The organism is Bartonella sp. W8167 (assembly GCF_016100335.1).
Lineage (GTDB): Bacteria > Pseudomonadota > Alphaproteobacteria > Rhizobiales > Rhizobiaceae > Bartonella > Bartonella apis.
The window spans coordinates 12317-30292 of record NZ_JACFSQ010000005.1 but is presented as its reverse complement, the minus strand read 5'-3'; the positions used below and the strand labels follow the sequence as shown (position 1 = coordinate 30292).

At 46.1% G+C, this 17976-nt stretch carries 14 protein-coding genes and 1 riboswitch; of the genes, 10 read left to right on the top strand and 4 right to left on the bottom strand.

Annotation, left to right across the window (positions count from 1 at the left end; all coding sequences use genetic code 11):
- Window positions 1-2: 2 nt before the first annotated feature.
- The 7 genes from H3V12_RS10800 to H3V12_RS10770 all read left to right on the top strand — a co-directional run bounded on the left by H3V12_RS10800 (window position 3) and on the right by H3V12_RS10770 (window position 9389).
- Window positions 3-1019 carry a P1 family peptidase gene (locus H3V12_RS10800; protein WP_343211718.1) on the top strand — a complete coding sequence of 339 codons (1017 nt, stop codon included), beginning with the start codon at window positions 3-5 and terminating at the stop codon, window positions 1017-1019.
- A 410-nt stretch (window positions 1020-1429) separates the two neighbouring features.
- Window positions 1430-3331: a dipeptide ABC transporter ATP-binding protein gene (locus H3V12_RS10795; RefSeq protein WP_075869121.1), complete on the top strand. Its 1902-nt coding sequence runs from the start codon at window positions 1430-1432 to the stop codon at window positions 3329-3331.
- Window positions 3328-4860 carry a glutathione ABC transporter substrate-binding protein gene (locus H3V12_RS10790; RefSeq protein WP_198214667.1) on the top strand — a complete coding sequence of 511 codons (1533 nt, stop codon included), beginning with the start codon at window positions 3328-3330 and terminating at the stop codon, window positions 4858-4860. Before H3V12_RS10795 ends, H3V12_RS10790 begins: the two co-directional genes overlap by 4 nt.
- Before the next feature lie 88 nt (window positions 4861-4948).
- Entirely contained in the window at window positions 4949-6478 is a 1530-nt protein-coding gene (locus tag H3V12_RS10785) for a glutathione ABC transporter substrate-binding protein (RefSeq protein ID WP_198214666.1), read from the top strand.
- Between the two features lie 117 nt (window positions 6479-6595).
- Window positions 6596-7516 (top strand): glutathione ABC transporter permease GsiC, encoded by a 921-nt coding sequence (gene gsiC, locus H3V12_RS10780; protein ID WP_198214665.1) that lies wholly within the window; start codon window positions 6596-6598, stop codon window positions 7514-7516.
- Complete coding sequence (locus H3V12_RS10775) at window positions 7513-8400, top strand: ABC transporter permease subunit (RefSeq protein ID WP_075869114.1); 888 nt, start codon at window positions 7513-7515, stop codon at window positions 8398-8400. The genes gsiC and H3V12_RS10775 overlap by 4 nt, the downstream gene beginning before the upstream one ends.
- Before the next feature lie 59 nt (window positions 8401-8459).
- Window positions 8460-9389 (top strand): isoaspartyl peptidase/L-asparaginase, encoded by a 930-nt coding sequence (locus H3V12_RS10770; protein WP_198214664.1) that lies wholly within the window; start codon window positions 8460-8462, stop codon window positions 9387-9389.
- Window positions 9390-9743: 354 nt separating this feature from the next.
- Here H3V12_RS10770 and H3V12_RS10765 read toward each other — a convergent pair whose 3' ends face one another.
- From H3V12_RS10765 to H3V12_RS10755, 3 genes are all read right to left on the bottom strand, one after another.
- Window positions 9744-10523 carry a M55 family metallopeptidase gene (locus tag H3V12_RS10765; protein ID WP_343211717.1) on the bottom strand — a complete coding sequence of 260 codons (780 nt, stop codon included), beginning with the start codon at window positions 10521-10523 and terminating at the stop codon, window positions 9744-9746.
- A gap of 281 nt (window positions 10524-10804) precedes the next feature.
- Window positions 10805-11533 (bottom strand): CbtA family protein, encoded by a 729-nt coding sequence (locus tag H3V12_RS10760; protein ID WP_198214696.1) that lies wholly within the window; start codon window positions 11531-11533, stop codon window positions 10805-10807.
- A gap of 9 nt (window positions 11534-11542) precedes the next feature.
- A complete protein-coding gene (locus H3V12_RS10755) occupies window positions 11543-11764 on the bottom strand; it encodes a CbtB-domain containing protein (protein ID WP_198214663.1) in 222 nt (73 codons plus the stop codon).
- A gap of 57 nt (window positions 11765-11821) precedes the next feature.
- Window positions 11822-11892, bottom strand: a riboswitch (cobalamin riboswitch).
- A gap of 135 nt (window positions 11893-12027) precedes the next feature.
- Between H3V12_RS10755 and H3V12_RS10750 the strand changes: the two genes are divergently transcribed.
- The 3 genes from H3V12_RS10750 (at window position 12028) to H3V12_RS11235 (ending at window position 13417) form a co-directional block, all read left to right on the top strand.
- The gene (locus H3V12_RS10750) at window positions 12028-12582 is read left to right on the top strand and encodes a histidine phosphatase family protein (protein ID WP_198214662.1); all 555 of its coding nucleotides are present in this window, start codon (window positions 12028-12030) and stop codon (window positions 12580-12582) included.
- Window positions 12583-12863: 281 nt separating this feature from the next.
- The gene (locus tag H3V12_RS11240) at window positions 12864-13136 is read left to right on the top strand and encodes an NAD(P)H-dependent oxidoreductase (protein ID WP_246787563.1); all 273 of its coding nucleotides are present in this window, start codon (window positions 12864-12866) and stop codon (window positions 13134-13136) included.
- Complete coding sequence (locus tag H3V12_RS11235; RefSeq protein WP_246787562.1) at window positions 13079-13417, top strand: hypothetical protein; 339 nt, start codon at window positions 13079-13081, stop codon at window positions 13415-13417. Before H3V12_RS11240 ends, H3V12_RS11235 begins: the two co-directional genes overlap by 58 nt.
- Window positions 13418-13809: 392 nt before the next feature.
- Here the strand turns inward: H3V12_RS11235 and H3V12_RS10740 are convergent, their stop codons facing one another.
- Entirely contained in the window at window positions 13810-17631 is a 3822-nt protein-coding gene (locus H3V12_RS10740) for an SIR2 family protein (protein ID WP_198214661.1), read from the bottom strand.
- Window positions 17632-17976 lie beyond the last annotated feature (345 nt).

Below are 17976 nucleotides of genomic sequence, written 5' to 3'. Positions count from 1 at the left end.
ATGTGACCCGTTATTATAAAAGTGGTCCGCTCAATGCGCTCACAGATGTTGCCGGTGTCAAAGTAGGCCATGTGACGATCAAGGAGGGGGACGCAATCCGCACCGGCGTCACAGCAATTGTGCCGCATTCCGACAATATTTTCCAAAACAAAATACCGGCGAGTTTTAGTGCATTTAACGGTTATGGAAAATTTGCAGGCTCTGTTCAGGTGGAAGAACTTGGAGAGCTTGAAACACCGATATTGCTCACCAATACACTTGCAACCGGTCGCGCGATTGAAGCACTGATCTATTATACCTTGCACGAGAAGGGCAATGAAAACGCAACATCCATCAATGCTGTTGTCGGCGAAACCAATGATTCACGGCTGAATAATATACGGGCTTTGCGCCCGAGCTTTGATGAAATGCTCGAAGCTTTGAAAATTGCACGTCCCGGCCGGTTTGAAGAGGGGGCAGTGGGTGCTGGTACCGGCACAGTGGCCTTCGGTCTTAAAGGCGGTATCGGCACGGCCTCGCGCCTCGTAAAAATGGACGACAAAACCTATACAATCGGTATCCTTGTGCAGTCGAATTTTGGCGGGCATCTTGGAATTCTCGAAAAGAGCGACATAAATCACCCCGTACCGAGTGCGGATAAAGACGGGTCGATTATGATGATTGTTGCAACCGATGCGCCCCTTTGCCCAAGACAATTGAAGCGCCTTGCCAACCGGACATTCGGCGGGCTTGCCAAAAGCGGAGCAGCCTTGAGCAATGGCTCGGGCGATTTTGCACTTGCCTTTTCGACGGCAAAAGAACTTCGTCATAGGGAAGAAGAATCGCATTTGGTTGATGTTCCCCATATTGACGATCGCGCCCTTTCGCCCATGTTCGAGGCGGTCATAGAAGCAACCGAAGAAAGCATTTTACGGTCTTTATGGATGGCTGAAGATATGTCGGGCGTGAATGCCGCAACCATGAAACCTTCGCATTTTACCTCGCTTGCCACACTTATCAACAGTGCCGCAACAGACTGATTTTTAAAGGAAAACAGCAAGCCCCCGAGCAATTTACATGCCAGTTTTAAAAGTTTTTTAAAAAAACACTTGAACGACAAGTACGATTTAGGGAATAAAACCGGCTTTGACGGTTTTAAAAAAGGTAAAGCAGGAATGTGCCCGCAAAAGACATATTCGGCGGCATTTTTAATCGTGAGCGATCTTTTCTTGTGTCCTAAGGGTCAAGACAGCGAGATTCTGGTGAGTGTGTCATAGCAAGACAGTTTAAAGGCGCTGTCGATGACAACGGGTTGCTCTGTCCATGGTTTTGCCTAAAACAACCATAGTGAGTGGAAAGAATTTGAGAAAAAACCTTTCGTTGAAATTTGAGTACGTTAAAAAAGCGGGTGGAGTCAGCTTTTTCAAACGCGTTCCGGAAAGCGGTTGAAATGTCGGAAGAAAAGAGGTTGGTCAATTTGGATGCGCCGCTATTAAACGTAAAAGGCCTTGATGTCGATTTCAAAACCGAAGACGGTAATTTCCGTGCGGTGAAGTCGCTTGATTTTTCGGTCAATGCCGGTGAAACATTGGCAATAGTGGGCGAAAGCGGCTCCGGAAAATCGGTAACGTCGCTCTCTATTATGCGTCTTATCGAATTCGGCGGTGGTAAAATTTCTTCCGGCGAGGTGCTCTTCAACGACAAGAGTGCTGTGCGCGATCTTACAAAGCTTTCCCAATCGCAAATGAATAGCGTTCGCGGTAAAAATATTGCGATGATTTTTCAGGAACCGATGACATCGCTCAATCCTGTTTTCACTATAGGTGACCAGATTGGCGAGGCGATCCGCCTTCATCAGGGGGGCACGCACAAGGAAGTGCGTCAGGAAGCGCTTGCCATGCTTGAAAAGGTGCGTATTCCCGATGCCAAGGGGCTCCTCGATCGCCACCCCCACCAACTTTCCGGTGGTATGCGTCAAAGGGTGATGATTGCAATGGCGCTTGCCTGTCGCCCGCAACTTCTCATTGCCGACGAACCGACAACCGCCCTTGATGTGACAATTCAGGCGCAGATTTTGCGCCTTATCCGTATGTTGCAGGACGAGCTTGGCATGGGCGTGGTCTTTATCACCCATGATATGGGCGTGGTTGCCGAGGTTGCCGACCGCGTGCTTGTGATGTGCCGTGGCGACAAGATTGAAGAAGGCACGTCGAACGAAATTTTCAAGCATCCGAAACGGCCTTATACGCAAGCTTTGCTTGCCGCAGTTCCCCAACTTGGCGCACTCGCCAATGAAAAATTGCCACGTCCTTTCGATATACGCGAGCCTGGTAAAGATGCGGTTGAAGCACTGCCACAGGATACAGTAAAGCTTGATGATGTTGTGCTTGATGTCAAGAAACTCGTAACCCGTTACGATGTCAAAAAGAACTTTTTCGGCAAAGTGACAGGGCGGGTTCACGCCGCAGAGCAGGTGAGTTTTTCCATTAAAGCCGGTGAAACGCTGGCGCTTGTCGGGGAAAGCGGTTGCGGCAAATCCACAGTCGGGCGCACGATCATGCAATTGACCGAACCACGGAGCGGTGAAATCCTGCTTCACGGGCGCGACATTTTAAAAATGGATAATGCCGAACGCCACAAGATACGCCAGAACATCCAATATGTGTTTCAGGATCCGTTTGCCTCACTTGATCCGCGCTTGACTGTCGGCTTTTCCATTGCCGAACCTTTGTTGACGCACAAACTCGTTCCCTCAAACAAGGTTGACGAGCGTGTGCAGGAATTGTTGCAGGCGGTCGGACTGCCGCCACATGTGGCGCGCCGTTACCCGCATGAATTTTCAGGTGGCCAGCGCCAACGCCTTTGTATTGCCCGCGCGTTGGCCTGCGGGCCGGAACTCCTCATTGCCGACGAGGCAGTGGCAGCCCTTGATGTTTCCATTCAGGCGCAAATCGTCAATCTGCTGATGGACTTGCAAAGAAAATTGGGTCTATCCTATCTTTTTATCAGCCATGATATGGCTGTGGTGGAGCGTATCAGTCATCGTGTGGCGGTGATGTATCTTGGCCAGATTGTCGAAATTGGTCCAAGGCAAGCAGTGTTCAATCATCCGCTTCACCCTTATACGCAGCGTCTGCTTGCCGCCGTACCGATAGCCGATCCGGCGCGCCGTTTTATCAAGCGGCCGCTCATTGAAGGGGAAGTGCCAAGCCCTGTACGGGTACCCGGTGATGAACCTTTGGTCGAGCCGCTCGTTGAAGTGGAGCCGGAACATTTTGTTGCCTGTCATCCGGTGGGCATTTTTGAACGCGTTGAACAATCGGGTCTATTGTTTGAAGGAGAGGGAAAATGAAGCTTGTTAAACGATATTTTGCAGCCGGACTGGTTTCGGTATTGGCAGCAATGCCGGTTTGGGCAGAAGCCAAACCATTGGCTGTCGGTGTCGAATTCAACCTCACCAAACTTGACCCCACCAATATCAATGACACATTGACGATGACATCGCTGCGCACAGTCTATCAGGGGCTGTTGGGTTTCGACAAGGATTACAAGATTATTCCGCTTCTGGCTGAACGTTATGAAGCCTCTAGCGACGCCAAGGAATTTACCTTTTATCTCAGAAAAGGCGTCAAGTTCCACGATGGCACGGATTTTAACGCCGAGGCAGTGAAATTCAATCTTGACCGTTTAGCCAATCCGGAAAACAAATTGTCGCGGCGTGTGTTGATCTCGATGCTCGACCATGTCGACATTGTTGATGATTATACAATCAAAATTTATCTCAAAGAGCCTTATGGGGCGCTGCCATCTTCGCTTGCCCACCCCGGCACAATGATGATTTCTCCGGCCGCGATCAAGAAATATGGTAAGGATATCGACCGTCATCCTGTCGGAACCGGACCGTTCAAATTCAAAAGCTGGAGCGGTGATATTTTCGAGGTGACAAAAAACGAGAATTATTGGGGCAAAGTTGCCGATGTCGATGGCGTTGTCATCCGCTCGGTTCCCGAAAGTGGCGCCCGTTTTGCCATGTTGCAGGCTGGTGAATTGCAATTTGTTCCCGATTTTCCTTCCGAACTTGTTGAGGTTGCCAAAAAGATACCGACACTTGACGTAACAACAGCCCCGTCGATCTATGAATTCTATACGTCGATGAATGTCATGAAAAAACCTTTTGATGACATAAGGGTTCGCAAAGCCCTGAATTATGCCGTCAATAAGGAAGCTTTCTGCAAGGTTGTCCTGAACGGTTATTGTGAACCGGCAACATCGTCGATTCCGCCGCTATTACGCTTTTATACCAATGTCGGACAATATGAATATAACCCCGAAAAAGCCAAACAATTGCTGGCCGAGGCAGGCTATGCAAACGGTTTTGAAACGGAGGTTTTTTCAAGAAACAGCACGGCTGTTATTCGCGCCATGCAGTTTTTGCAACAGGAACTTGCCAAGGTCAATGTCAAGGTTACGGTAACCCCGCTTGAAGCCGGTGTGGAGGCTGACCGTGTCTGGGGTGCCGAGACACCTGAAAAATCCGACGTGCAATTGCTTTATAGCGGCTGGTCGGCTTCAACGGGTGATGCCGATTATGGCCTGCGTCCGCTTTTTGCCAGCGAAAGCTTTCCGCCCAATCTTTATAACACCTCTTATTATAAAAATGAAAAGGTCGATCAGGCTCTCGCTGAAGGGGTAAAGACGGCGGACGATACAAAACGGGCGGAAGCTTATAAAATTGTCCAGCAAACGGTGTTTGAAGATGCACCGTGGATTTTTATGGGTGAAAAGCAGAATATTTCTGTAAAAACCAAGAAATTGTCAGGCGTTTACATGTTGCCGGATGGCGGTTTCTCGGTTGATGGCGCCAAATTTACCGGTGAATGAAAATAAGGGTGGCAGCCTTGCTGCCACTTTTTGAAAACTTTTATCAACAAACCGATAAATCTCGACAAACCAACGAAATGGATGATTGATGTTGAATTTGAAACGATTGCTTGCTGCGGGGCTCGTCTGTACCACCATGTTGATGCCGGCTCTGTCAGAAGCCAAAACGTTGACGGTTGCCGTTCCTGTCAATCTGACAAAGCTCGACCCGACCAATATCAATGATACATTGACCATGACTTCGCTCAGGACGATTTATGAAGGCTTGCTGGGGTTTGACAAGGATTTGAAAATTGTACCGCTTCTGGCCGAACGTTATGAAGCTTCAGAAGACGCCAAAGAATTTACCTTCTATTTGCGCAAAGGTGTGAAGTTTCATGACGGGACAGACTTTAACGCAGAAGCAGTCAAAATCAATCTTGAGCGGCTCGCCAATCCGGAAAACAAATTGTCGCGTCGCGTTCTTGTCTCCATGCTCGACCATGTCGAAGTCGTGGACAATCATACCGTCAAGGTTATCCTCAAAGAACCATATGGGGCTTTTCCATCTTCCATGGCGCATACCGGAACCATGATGATTTCACCGGCGGCTATAGAAAAATATGGTCGCGATATTGACCGCCACCCTGTTGGCACCGGTCCGTTTATTTTCAAAAACCGTTCAAGCGACACGCTTGAAGTCATAAAAAACGACCATTACTGGAATGGCACTGTCGGCGTTGATGGTGTCACCATCCGTTCGGTTCCGGAAAATGGCGCGCGTTTTGCCATGTTGCAGGCGCAAGAAGTGCAATTTGTTCCCGATTTTCCGCCGGAACTTTTTGCTGTTGCACAAAAGATGCCCAATCTGGTGGTGACGAAAGAACCGTCGATTTCCGAATATTATGTGGCAATCAATACAATGAAAAAGCCGTTTGACGATGTGCGTGTGCGTCAGGCAATGAATTATGCGGTTGACAAAAATGCCTTTTGCAAAGTTGTGTTGAACGGTTTTTGCGAACCGGCGACTTCACCTATTCCGCCACTCCTGAAATATTACACCAATGTCGGTGAGTATAAATATAATATCGAAAAAGCCAAAGAGCTTTTGACAGACGCCGGTTACCCGAATGGTTTCAGTACCGAAATTTTCGGCAAAAACAGCACGATGGTCATTCGTGGTTTGCAATTTTTGCAACAGCAACTGGCTGCGGTGAATATCAAGGTCAATGTTACACCGCTTGAAGCCGGTGTCGAGGCTGACCGCGTCTGGGGGGCAAGAACACCTGAAGAATCGACGGTGCAAATGCAGTTTGGCGGCTGGTCGGCATCAACTGCCGATGCCGATTATGGAATGCGCCCGCTTTTTTCGAGCGAAAGCTTTCCGCCCAATCTCTTCAATGTTGCCTATTATAAAAATGCCGAGGTCGACAAGGATCTTTCAGATGCGGTCAAAACGGCAGATGACACAAAACGCGCCGAGCTTTACGGCAAAGCACAAAAGATCATCTTTCAGGATGCACCATGGATATTCCTTGGACAGAAAGACATGCTTTCCGGCAAAACAAAAAACCTTGAAGGCGTTTACGCATTGCCGGATGGCGGTTTTCTTTTGAAAGATGCAAAGTTTACCGATTGAGACGGAGTTTTTTGAATTGAACCCGTGGTTAGCAATTGGAACACGGGTTTTTAAACTGGATAATAACGGAGAATAGGCGCGTGTTCGCGCCGTTCACTCTAAAGTTCGGGATTTTCGATGTTTGCTTTTATTATCAAACGCCTGCTTTCCATCATACCGGTGATTTTTGTTATATCACTCATCGTATTCGGTTTTGTCCGGCTTTTGCCAGGCGATCCTGCCCGCCTTGCGGCCGGTGTTGATGCCGATGCCGAAACGGTGGAAGCCATGCGCTCGCAACTTGGTCTTGATCGTCCGGTATGGGCGCAATATGTGACCTTTGTGGAAAATGCTGTTCATGGTGATTTTGGCGAATCCTTGAAAACCCGCAAACCCGTTTCCTCGGAAATTGGCGAACGTTTTATGCCAACTGTCTGGCTCACCGTTTTTTCGATGATCTGGTCAACCATATTGGGGCTACTCATCGGTGTTTTTTCGGCGGTCAAAAGAGGGCGTTGGCAGGATTATGTCGGTATGGTCGTGGCGGTTTCCGGCATTTCATTTCCGGTTTTCTGGCTTGGTCTTCTCTTGATCAATCTCTTTTCTGTGCGGCTTGGCCTTCTTCCAACCGGCGGTTATGGAACAGCACTTCATTTTATCATGCCGTCATTTACACTCGGCGTCGGGGTTGCCGCCGTGATGGCGCGCTTCTCGCGTTCGGCCTTTATCGAAATATCACGTGAGGATTATATCCGCACAGCGCGCGCCAAGGGGGTTCCCGAACGTCTGGTGACATGGAAACACACATTGCGCAATGCGCTTATTCCGGTCATCACCATGGTGGGCTTGCAATTCGGCTTTTTGCTTGGTGGCTCGATTGTTGTCGAAACAGTGTTTTCGTGGCCGGGGCTTGGAAGACTGTTGATCGATTCTGTGTCCTATCGCGACTATCCGGTTCTTCAGGCACTGATCTTGCTCTTTTCACTAGAGTTCATCCTTATCAATCTTCTGGTTGATGTTCTCTATGCTTTTGTTAATCCGGAGATCCGTTACTCATGAGTGCGAACACTTCATCCGATACACTTGTTGCCGAGGCAACGCGCAAGCCCTTTGGCGAATTTTTGCGCCGTTTCGCGCGCCAGAAAGCGGCAATTGTGGCGCTTGTTTTTCTGCTTTTGTTGATCGGCTCGGCTATTTTCGCTCCCTTATTCATGACGCTTGATCCCAATAGTGCCGATTATAATGCCATTTTGCAGGGGTCATCTGCTGCCCATTGGGCGGGAACCGATGAATATGGCCGCGATATATTTACCCGCATCATTTATGGCGGGCGTATTTCTCTGGCAGTCGGTTTTCTGTCGGTTACGCTTGGCGGTCTTATAGGGGTGTTTCTGGGAATTCTTGCAGGCTTTTATGGCGGCTTTCTTGACTCGCTTATTATGCGCATTTCGGATGTGCTGTTTGCCTTCCCCGGCATTTTGCTTGCCATTGCCGTGATTGCCATTCTGGGACCGGGAATTGACAATGTGATTTATGCAGTTGCAGTGTTTTCTGTACCGGTTTTTGCCCGTCTTTCGCGCGGTACCACGCTTTCGATGAAAAAGGCTGTTTATATTGATGCGGCGCGTGCCATCGGTGTTTCCGATCATATGATCGTATTGCGCCATTTGCTGCCCGGAACATTGCCCAATGTGATTGTTTATTTTTCCATGCGTATCGGCACGTCTATTTTAACCGCTGCAAGCCTTTCCTTTATCGGCCTTGGTGCCCAACCACCAAGCTCCGAATGGGGGGCAATGCTTGCAGCAGGGCGCAGCTATATGGGGGTTGCCGACCACCTCACCCTTTATCCGGGTATTGCAATTTTCGTTACGGTTTTGGCCTTCAATGTTTTCGGCGATGGCTTGCGTGACGCGCTTGATCCCAAAATCGACGTCAATTGACCGGCGTCGAAACGCTATTTTTTAAAATAGCCTGAAATGTTTTTTGAAAGGACTTTGAAATGTCGTCTCCTGTAAAACCGGTTATCGCCATTCATGGTGGCGCCGGCACAATGCGCTCGAAAGATATGACGGAAGAAAAGGAAAGAGCCTATCGTCATGGATTGACATTGGCACTCGAGGCAGGGCGGGCAGTGCTAAAGTCGAATGGCTCGGCCGTTGATGCGGTCACCGCTTCCGTTATGGCACTGGAAGACGATCCACTTTTCAATGCCGGTCGTGGCGCTGTTTATACCACCAAACGTACACAGGAAATGGATGCGGCCATTATGGATGGCCGCGACCGGAATGCCGGTGCCGTTGCCGGAATTTTCGGGCCGCGTCATCCGGTTCTTGCAGCCCGCGCGGTTATGGAAAAAACCGAACATGTTTTCCTTGCCGGTGAAGGGGCCAATGAATTTTGCCGCGAGATCGGGCTCGAGATAAAACCGGCCGAATGGTTTTATACCGAACGGCGCATGAAAGCGCTTGAACAGGAAATGGAGCGGCGTCGCAATGGTGGGGAAGAAAATGATCCCTCACGTCGCCACGGCACAGTCGGCGCTGTTGCCTGTGACGTTTTCGGCCATGTGGCTGCGGCAACCTCCACCGGCGGAATGACTGCCAAGTTCCCCGGCCGTGTCGGCGATAGTCCGGTTATCGGTGCCGGTACATGGGCAGATGACAAAACCTGTGCAGTTTCGGCAACCGGACATGGCGAATATTTTATCCGCTATGCCGCAGCGCACGAAATTGACGCCCGTATCCGCTGGGGAAAAGAAACACTTGAAGAAGCCGCGCAATCGGTTGTCAAAGATCTCGCAAAAATTGGCGGCGAGGGTGGGCTTATTGCCGTTAATGCCAAGGGCGAAGTCTGTCTGCCTTTCAATAGCGAGGGAATGTATCGCGCATGGATGGGCCAAGATGGTGAAATCCATACTGGCATCTATTGATTTTCCGGCAATCGGTGATCGTTCGTTAAGTTTGTTAAGCGAAGGGAAAAATGGTTCCCATTGCTTAGCATCGCTGCTTTGAAGTTGGTTTCAGAATTTCATTAAAATATTGGTTTGTCAGCTTTCTTTTCCGGAAGATTTTTAAGCCGGAAAAACCGTAAGGCTGCTTTTGTAAAGTATGCCAAGATCAATGCCGAAATTTGAAGCGTCATAATCGAAAAGCCAGTCATGGTTGACTATTGAAAACCGGTTATATCCCATAGTGTATTGAATGCGAAACCGGTCGCCTCAAAAAGAAGAAAAAGCGGGCTAAAGCCCGCTTTCATATTTTTAAAAAAAAGTTTAAGCCTTCTCTCATATGACCGAAGCGGCAAGTGCAGAAACAGCGCTCATCCAACCGATTGCATCGCGAACCGAATTGCAGTCAAAGCCGATTGTTACCGCATCAATACGCTTGGCCGGAGGTAGATGTGCGGCCTGATCGGCAAGTGCCGGCCAAAGAACCACGAATTTCACCATAAAAGGTGGGCGTATCATAAAGGGCTTCATTTCATGCTTGTTTTTGACAGCTTCGAAGGCGGCTGCTTTTATTTTTTCGCACGATTTTGTGGGCGAAAGAGAACGCGCAGCACGATTGGCATAAGCATGTTTGACTGTTGCAAATCTCGCTTTGGGGAAAAATTCCCTGTTTTGTTCTTCAAGGCAATTGTCGCCGGTTAAAAGCCCGACAGGGATGCCAAGTTCGCCCGCATAGGCGCCATAAATGCCGGGTTCTCCCAATCGTTTGTCACCAAGATAGACAGCACGGAAAGCGCGGCTGTTGGTGGTGTGGGCGAGCACACCTTCAAGACTTGCACCGGCGTGGTGGCCAACAAGAAAAACCATATCGAAACCGCCATCGGCAAGGCCGCAAGCCATATTTTGCGGTTTCGGTTTTCCCTGAATAAGCTCGGCATCGGGATGGAGGAGTTCGGGAACGAGATTGACCATTGCACCATGGGAATCGTTCACAACAACTTCTTTTGCACCGGCTTCAAATGCACCGGTAACGGCAGCATTGACTTCGTTGGTCATCAGGCGGCGCGCCCGCTCATATTCGGCATTGCCGGATGAACATTGCTGAGGGATAACCACACCGGCTACCCCCCTCTATATCGGCTGAAATATAAATTTTCATAAAATTCTCATTGTCCTGTTTTTTAAAAATCCGCGACCGGTCGAAAGCCGCGCCAAAACAAACAAAAGGCTAAAACCTTCTGTTATAGAGACAAAGAGTATGACAGAAACCGAATTGGTGATGCAAGGAATAGAAGCGGAAAGTTGGATAAATTCCCCGTCGAAGATAGGAAATTCCTATTCGAAGACAAAAAGTTTTTCGTGAAATTTCCGCTTTAACTATTCCTTGCGATCCCCCGCTAAAGTTTTTTCATATGTCTTTCGGCAAGATAACCGAAACCGACACCGAGTATCAGCCACAATATGGCTTGAATACCGAAAGTCGCCATGCGGAAATGCCACAAGACATCAGCCGAAAAGTCGGCCGGAATTTCGTTGACAACCGGCATAATGAAATAGACGATCCCCATGAATACGGCATAGCCGATCATGGCGATAATCGCCGCATTCAGCCCGCCGAATTTGGCTTTAAGCCGGTTTGCCGCAACATAAACCAGAACCATGGCAAAGAGCGACACCAGAATAAGCGCAAAATAGTCTTCGGTACGGGAAACAATGGTTTCGGGTTGGCCGACCGCTGGCGGGTTGGATGGATATTTCAACTGCGGCACCAGTACCACAGAGATAAAGGCAGAAGCCGAAATGACGAGACTTGTAGCCATGATGCCTAATTTTCCCAAACGTCCGAAGGCATAGCTGCAAAAACAGGAAAAAAGCCCGCCGGCACCGGCACCAAAAACCACAAGTGCAGTTAAAAGGCCAAAACCGGCTTGTGTTTTTCGGCTGACAACTTCTTCTTCAGCTCCATGGGAATGGCCGCTTTGTGCTTCCTCTGCCGCTTCATGGGATTCTTCAAAAGCAATGGCACGATCAACATAAGGCTCGCCGTAAAGGCGGGCAAATCCGAACGCAATAAGACCGGCAACGAGGCCGACAAGCATGCCCCGATAAAGGAGTGAACCCATTATTCTATCTCCTCAGTGACATGGAAAACCGAGAAGATGGCGCCCATCATGAACGAATTCATGAATGGTGGTGCCGCTGAAAAGCGACAATGCACCTTGCTCTGTGGTGATGAAATAAAGTGCGATGAGACAGATAAGACCGCCAAAAATAGCCCACGGCAAAATGGCTTTGACCGGAATGGTTTTGACCGGAACAAATATTGTTTGCGGCGCATGCGCCGTTTTAATAGACATGAAACCTCCTTCAGGATAACGCGTCCTTGAGTTTAAGGGAAAAGCATCCAAATCGAAGTTCTGGCTTCTGTCCCATGATTGGTAGACAGTCACAGTGGCGCGACCGCCCCGGATTGACACCGGGTTCCACGAAGTTGAATGTGAGGCTCACCATAGTCTCAAGCAAAATCCCTGTCAAATTCTGTTTGAAAATACTAGATTACTGTCTGTGACAATTTAGAAATTCATCGTGTTTGGATGAAATAAAAAGATCGGGAAGCGAAATGGCGGAAATTATTATGATGACTCATGGCATGACACGCGCCGAACAGCGCGGCATTTTTCCCGGAAATGAAAGTCTTGATAGCGATGTCCTTTTGCCCGAAAATTTTTCAATTCAAAAGAGCATGAATATCGTTTGCGCCAATCTCACCTCGTCTATCCGTACGGTTGAATTATTGGGGCTTGATTTCAAAATAGATTTCTCAATTCCTGTTATCGATTACGGGCATTGGCAAAGAAAAGCTTTGAAAGAACTCGCAAATGAAGAGGAAGACGAGCTTGAACAATGGTTGAGCGACCCTTATTCTGCCCCACATGGGGGAACCTCTTTCAAAACCCTTTATGACAAGACCGTAGACTGGCTTGAACATGCGAATTATTCCGAACCGACATTGATTGTGGCCGACGCCAATTTTTTGCGAATGGTTATGCTTGATGTGTTGAAAGCACCACTTGCATCTTTGTTCAAAATTGATATTGCTCCGCTCACATCTATAAAATTTGTAAAACGTCACGATCATTCAAAGATTTCATTGTTCCCCTCAAATATAGAGTGATTGACAGATCAATTCCGATTGCTCGTTTTGTGCAGCCTGAGCGGGAAAACAGATTGTTCATAGAGACCCATTTGCGCCGGCGATTTTGCTTGTGTCGTTCTCCAGATTTTTCCCGTTTATGCAGCCGTTACTTTTACTATTCATGAATATCAATCATATCTTTAACAAAAAATTTAATGAAAACAGAACGATAAAATGTTGGTAAAAGTAGATTTTCGATGACTGGAAGATAGCGTTTTTCTTTTCCCATCAGTCGCGAGTTTTTAGAGGTTTTGTCGAACATGAAAACAGCGATTGTTTATCATAGCGGTTTCGGGCACACGGAAAAATTGGCACACTATGTCGAAGAGGGAGCAAGAGAAGTACAAAATGCCGAAACGTTTTTGATCGGGCTTGATGAAAAACCGGTCGATTGGACCCTTCTTGAAAAAGTCGATGCCATTATTTTCGGCTCGCCCACCTATAATGGTACGGTGAGTGCACGTTTCAAACAATCATGGAAGATTCAACCGGTCCGGCTTTTGTCGAACAGAAATGGCGAAACAAGATTTTAGCAGGTTTTACCAATTCGGGAGCCGAACATGGCGACAAGCTCAACAGTTTGATGACAATGAGCCTTTTTGCCGCCCAACATGCGATGATATGGGTCAATCTCGGTCTGCTTTCCGGTAAAACACGCAATGATCTTAATGGTATCGGAAGCTGGCTCGGCGCTATGGCGCAGTCTGATAATGCGTCACCGGATGTCACACGAAAAATAGAAGATTTGAACACAGCCAAATATCTCGGACATCATGTTGCGGAAATTACCAAACAATTTTGTAACGGCAAATAAACAGTTCATTGTATAGGCGCGCGTGAAACCACGCGAAAAGCTTCACGCTTTTTAAACTAGCTTACTTGCGCATTCGTTTGGCATTTGTTTTTTCAAACTTGACGGGCAGGCGTTTCAGTTTAAAAAGCCAATGCGCGTTTGAGCTGGAAAACGGGTCTAGCAGGAAAATGCGCGGCTTAAAAATGCCATTTCATATTTCAAACTTTCTGCCGTTTGATCAATCGTTCTGATCTCTGACCAGAGCGAAGCGGTAGTTATTCGCTTTTCTTCGACTTGTACAATCAAGCCCAGCGAAATAAACGGCAAGACGAGAAATTGTGCTGGATTAAGCTTTGTTTTCAACAAACCGAAGCTTTAAAAACATTCCTCTGATCACTCATGGCTTGCAAAGGTTAGATGGAATAACGTCGTTTTAATTCTATGTAACGAGCATTCCTTTTAAGGCTGCTATCGGCATCGACTATATTTTTCAGAATTTTATCTATTCTATAAGGTCGTTGACGAGTATCATTCGGCAACACTGTAAATAGTAATTCCAACAATTCTTTTGGGTAGTCTTGAATAATTTTGTTGTTGGAATCCATTATGGCTGGCGTATAAAAATCAACTGAGTTAGAGATATCTATTTTGCTTAAATGATTAATGACATATTTTAGTAGAACAGGAAATTGCTCACCACTCCAAATAAGTAAGTTGAAAAAACCGCCTGACACTTCAGGTGACCAGGCTTTCATCTGCTTTGGCCAGATTGCAAAAAGTTCAGGTAAGCGTGGTTTCCATTGATCGGGGGGATTGTTTTTATTTATAATTTTTAACTTAAGATGATCTAAAATTACTTTTCGGAATTTATCATCGGATTTTAATAGTAATTCATGTAATTCTTCATCTGTAACACGTTTCGCGCCCGTGGCATTATCCGTCTCGGTCCATAATGCCAGAATAAGTTCGGCAAAATTATCAATATTTTTTAAATAAAAAGATGGACGGTTTTTAAGAATTTTGAACAGAGTGTCTTTCATAGTTTTAAATATTTCTGAACATGGAAGCACACGAGCTCTTAAAAAGCCTGCCCATGCAGCGTCGCGGTCGATAGATTTGCTGCTGTGGAAAATTGGTAGCAAATTTTTTTGGGTCCAATCTTTATTGATCTTAAAAAACCAATTAATTTCCCTGAACAACATAACCAGAACATATTGGCGGGAAATATCTGGCAGCTTCAATAGAGATTCGATCAATGCAAACCATTTTTTATAAAAATATTTATCATCAACGTCTTGTATAAAAGCTTCGTTCAAAAGTGCTAACGTCATCATTCCTGCAGGCGCATTGATTGCTTCTGTAATCTTGTCAATACTTTGATTGATATTCGATTGGCCTTTAACAGGCTGTGTTTGCAATATTCCTACGAGTCTGTTTGCAAGACGAAAGAAAACGGGAATATATGTCTGATCATGTGTTTTTGTACTATTGGAGAGCCAATCAACAACAGGTGTGATAATTGTTCCAATCTGCTCATCCGGATAATTAAGAAGACAATTGGTAATTAAAAGATTGAAGCGGTTTCGATCCTCTCTGCGAGCTTTTGAATAAAAAAATGTTTGCCATGCCCATTCTCGAAAAATACCTTTTTTGGCTTCAAGGCGCAATGCGGAAAAAGCACGTACCGGCTTATCTACTACCAATCCCTCGAACGGCCTATAAATAGCGTGGATATCATCCCAATTTTGTTGAATTCTATCTGCTTCAGGCAATAGCTCTGAAAGTGGAATATTTAACAAAGCAGTATAATCCGTATTGGTGGCGACAAATCCGCTAGTTATGCGCCGAGTCGCATTACGAGCTTGTTCTTCAGTCCAATCAGGCGCAACAGAACGAAGTTTTTGAGCTTTTTTTTGTGTTGCGGTTGATAATTCACATCCCTCATCTATTAAGCGTTGCAAACGATTTAAGCTTAACCACGCCCGCCATTTTCTTCGGATGAGTTGATCTTTTCCAGTAAAATGAGGTGTATTTTCAAGTAACCTCTTTTCAATCATCGAGCGGGTGGAACTATCCTGTTTTACCCAGCGTTTTGTCAAAATTGTCAACAAGTCTTCTTCATGTTGGCAATTACTAATTGTTTCATCTGAAAGGGATAAGATAAACTGCCCGAATTCATTGTCGGCAACGATTTCTTCCTTTCCGGCTGCCCATATCCTTAAATGAGCAAAGACAATATCGTCATTTCGCGGCCAGGATAAGAATTCAAATTTTGCAGCCGAAGGATCAATTTTACATAGTTGATCAAAAAGTTTCGCAAAATATATGATCATGCCGGAAAGATGATGTGTTCTTTCAATATCATTATCAGATCCGTTGACGCAAATGATTGGTTGAAGAACGATGCCACCGTAAATGTCTATTTCTTTCTCGCACGAGATTGCAATTTCCAAATTTCTCCGGAGTGCTTTTACTGCCGCAGAACACCACTTACCGGGAATATCAAGTGGCTGATCAAATTGCGGATATTTAATATCAACCGGTGCGAATTGGTTTATATTTTTTCTGTTAATCTCGAGTTTTTGTGGAATTGGTTGCAGATATATGGAAGATTTTACGGAAAGATAAGGACGTGTCAATTTTTCGAATTGTTCAACAACTGTCGCATTCCAATCGTTGTTTTTCGTCGGTAAAAAACATAAATCATCGGTAAAATAAATTCTATTTTTCCACTTTTCTATCAATAATTGCCATCGCTTACGAATAAGGGGATGAATTGGTCGCGAATGATACAGCAATTCGCGCGAAATTATGTCTATAACGATGTGGCTTAGCGAAAATCTAATTGCAGCCCAACATAAAGCAGCAGGTTGATCAAGGACTTCCATAAGCCAAAACGTAAGTTGCTCAAAACGATTAACAAGCTGCGAAGCATTGTTGTCTAATGTAATGATATTTCCAGCGTCTATCTCCGCATAATCGCGCTGATTAATATCAAAAGCACCCCATTCTTTCGAAAGGAATGCAGGCGTCATCTGATCTTTATAATCGAGATCGGAATCCTGAGGTAGTCTATCTGAATCAAGGCAGTATAGAGAAAATAGATCAACTAAATCCCCTTTCGAGAAGGATGAATGAGATTGATCGGGTATTGCATAACGACAAAACTTATCAAAAACATAAAGCCATTCTGCCGAAGGAACCGGTTTTGCATGTGCAAATTTTTTTGCTCCCTCACTTGATGAAACAATATGTGCAATCTGCCCTCGTTCAAAAGGTTGAAGTGCGCGAGGGTTGCGCGCAAATTTTTTTATGACCTGTTCATACCACTTGTCGGGATTGCGCGCTCTTTGTGCCCAGGCTTCAAGCGTTTTCCATAAAATATCGTAACTCCCCGCAGGAAAACAAATTGGCATAACACCTTTGAATTTCCAGCGATTGATGACATCTTCTCCATCATCCGACTGGAAAGCATAGATTTTATTATGCGTTCCTTTCATTTTGAATAAAGCTTCAAGCAAATATTGCACCGGCGGGTCGTCGGCACTGTAGCCGACAAAAACGATTGTGTAATTGTCGAGAATTTGGCGAATGAACTGCGTTGCCCAACCTTCGGCAAGATAAGCTTTCCCGAACTGGGATGTGGAAAGAATAAATCCGTCGCCTTCTGCACCTTTATAATCTTTTGTTGCGAGGCCGTGGAGATAAACAACTCCATCCATCTCGTCGACGCGTGAAGGATCAGGCAATTTCGGCGGCTGCCAGATTTTGAGCCCTTTCCGGCATTGTTCAAACAGGCGGTCAAAATTCGTCGTAACCAACCTGACTTTCCCATCTACACCGGTTGCGAGATCCAATAAAATTTGATGCGCTTCCAAGTAATTAGGCTTTTTGGGAGAATATTGTTTTTCGGGATCCAGTGCTGATGCAACAGCCTCTTCAATATCTCCAGCACGAAAATCTCTTTCTAACAGGCCAAAAATACGATCAGCCGAGATCAAGCCGCTAATGCCTGCATTTTTTTCTATTTCATGCGCCGAGTGTATAAGCCTATAAGCATCGCTATCCTTACCAATTCCAAGATGTTTGGCTACAACATTTGCAAGGCCAAAAAAATCGGGCAAGTTTGCATATGCCCTTGATACGCCTGCACCACAGAAAAAGACCACTTTGCCTTCATCTCTCTCCCACAATAATTCATCGGGAATAGATGGTCCGTCGGCAAAGAATCGCACTGCAAGGTCTCCTTTTTGTTTTTTTGTGTATTACTATAGACACCTTAAAGTCGTAAAGGAAAACGAATTTTCCTTAAAGTGGTAGTTTGTTTTTTACTCTTTTAAAGGGGGTATGGAGACATGAGCTACTAAAGCCAAGAAGTGCAAAACAAAATAGCGGTGACGCATTTCAGCTTATGTTTTTAAACTTTTAATATTCAACTTCGGCAAGCTTGCATGTGCGCTCCGATGATGAGTACTTAAAAACACCCGTCAATTTTATGGAAAAATTACCCCCGAAATTTTACAAAAAAATTTAAACACATGGCAATAATACCTTGAAAAGGCCGATCTTCGTTGAGTTGA

Excerpts from the sequence above, each read along its gene's own strand:
- H3V12_RS10795 (WP_075869121.1), top strand. The coding sequence starts at position 1,430 with ATGTCGGAAGAAAAGAGGTTGGTCAATTTGGATGCGCCGCTATTAAAC.
- H3V12_RS10790 (WP_198214667.1), top strand. The coding sequence starts at position 3,328 with ATGAAGCTTGTTAAACGATATTTTGCAGCCGGACTGGTTTCGGTATTG.
- H3V12_RS10785 (WP_198214666.1), top strand. The coding sequence starts at position 4,949 with ATGTTGAATTTGAAACGATTGCTTGCTGCGGGGCTCGTCTGTACCACC.
- gsiC (WP_198214665.1), top strand. The coding sequence starts at position 6,596 with ATGTTTGCTTTTATTATCAAACGCCTGCTTTCCATCATACCGGTGATT.
- H3V12_RS10775 (WP_075869114.1), top strand. The coding sequence starts at position 7,513 with ATGAGTGCGAACACTTCATCCGATACACTTGTTGCCGAGGCAACGCGC.
- H3V12_RS10770 (WP_198214664.1), top strand. The coding sequence starts at position 8,460 with ATGTCGTCTCCTGTAAAACCGGTTATCGCCATTCATGGTGGCGCCGGC.
- H3V12_RS10755 (WP_198214663.1), bottom strand. The coding sequence starts at position 11,764 with ATGTCTATTAAAACGGCGCATGCGCCGCAAACAATATTTGTTCCGGTC.
- H3V12_RS10750 (WP_198214662.1), top strand. The coding sequence starts at position 12,028 with ATGGCGGAAATTATTATGATGACTCATGGCATGACACGCGCCGAACAG.
- H3V12_RS11240 (WP_246787563.1), top strand. The coding sequence starts at position 12,864 with ATGAAAACAGCGATTGTTTATCATAGCGGTTTCGGGCACACGGAAAAA.
- H3V12_RS11235 (WP_246787562.1), top strand. The coding sequence starts at position 13,079 with ATGGAAGATTCAACCGGTCCGGCTTTTGTCGAACAGAAATGGCGAAAC.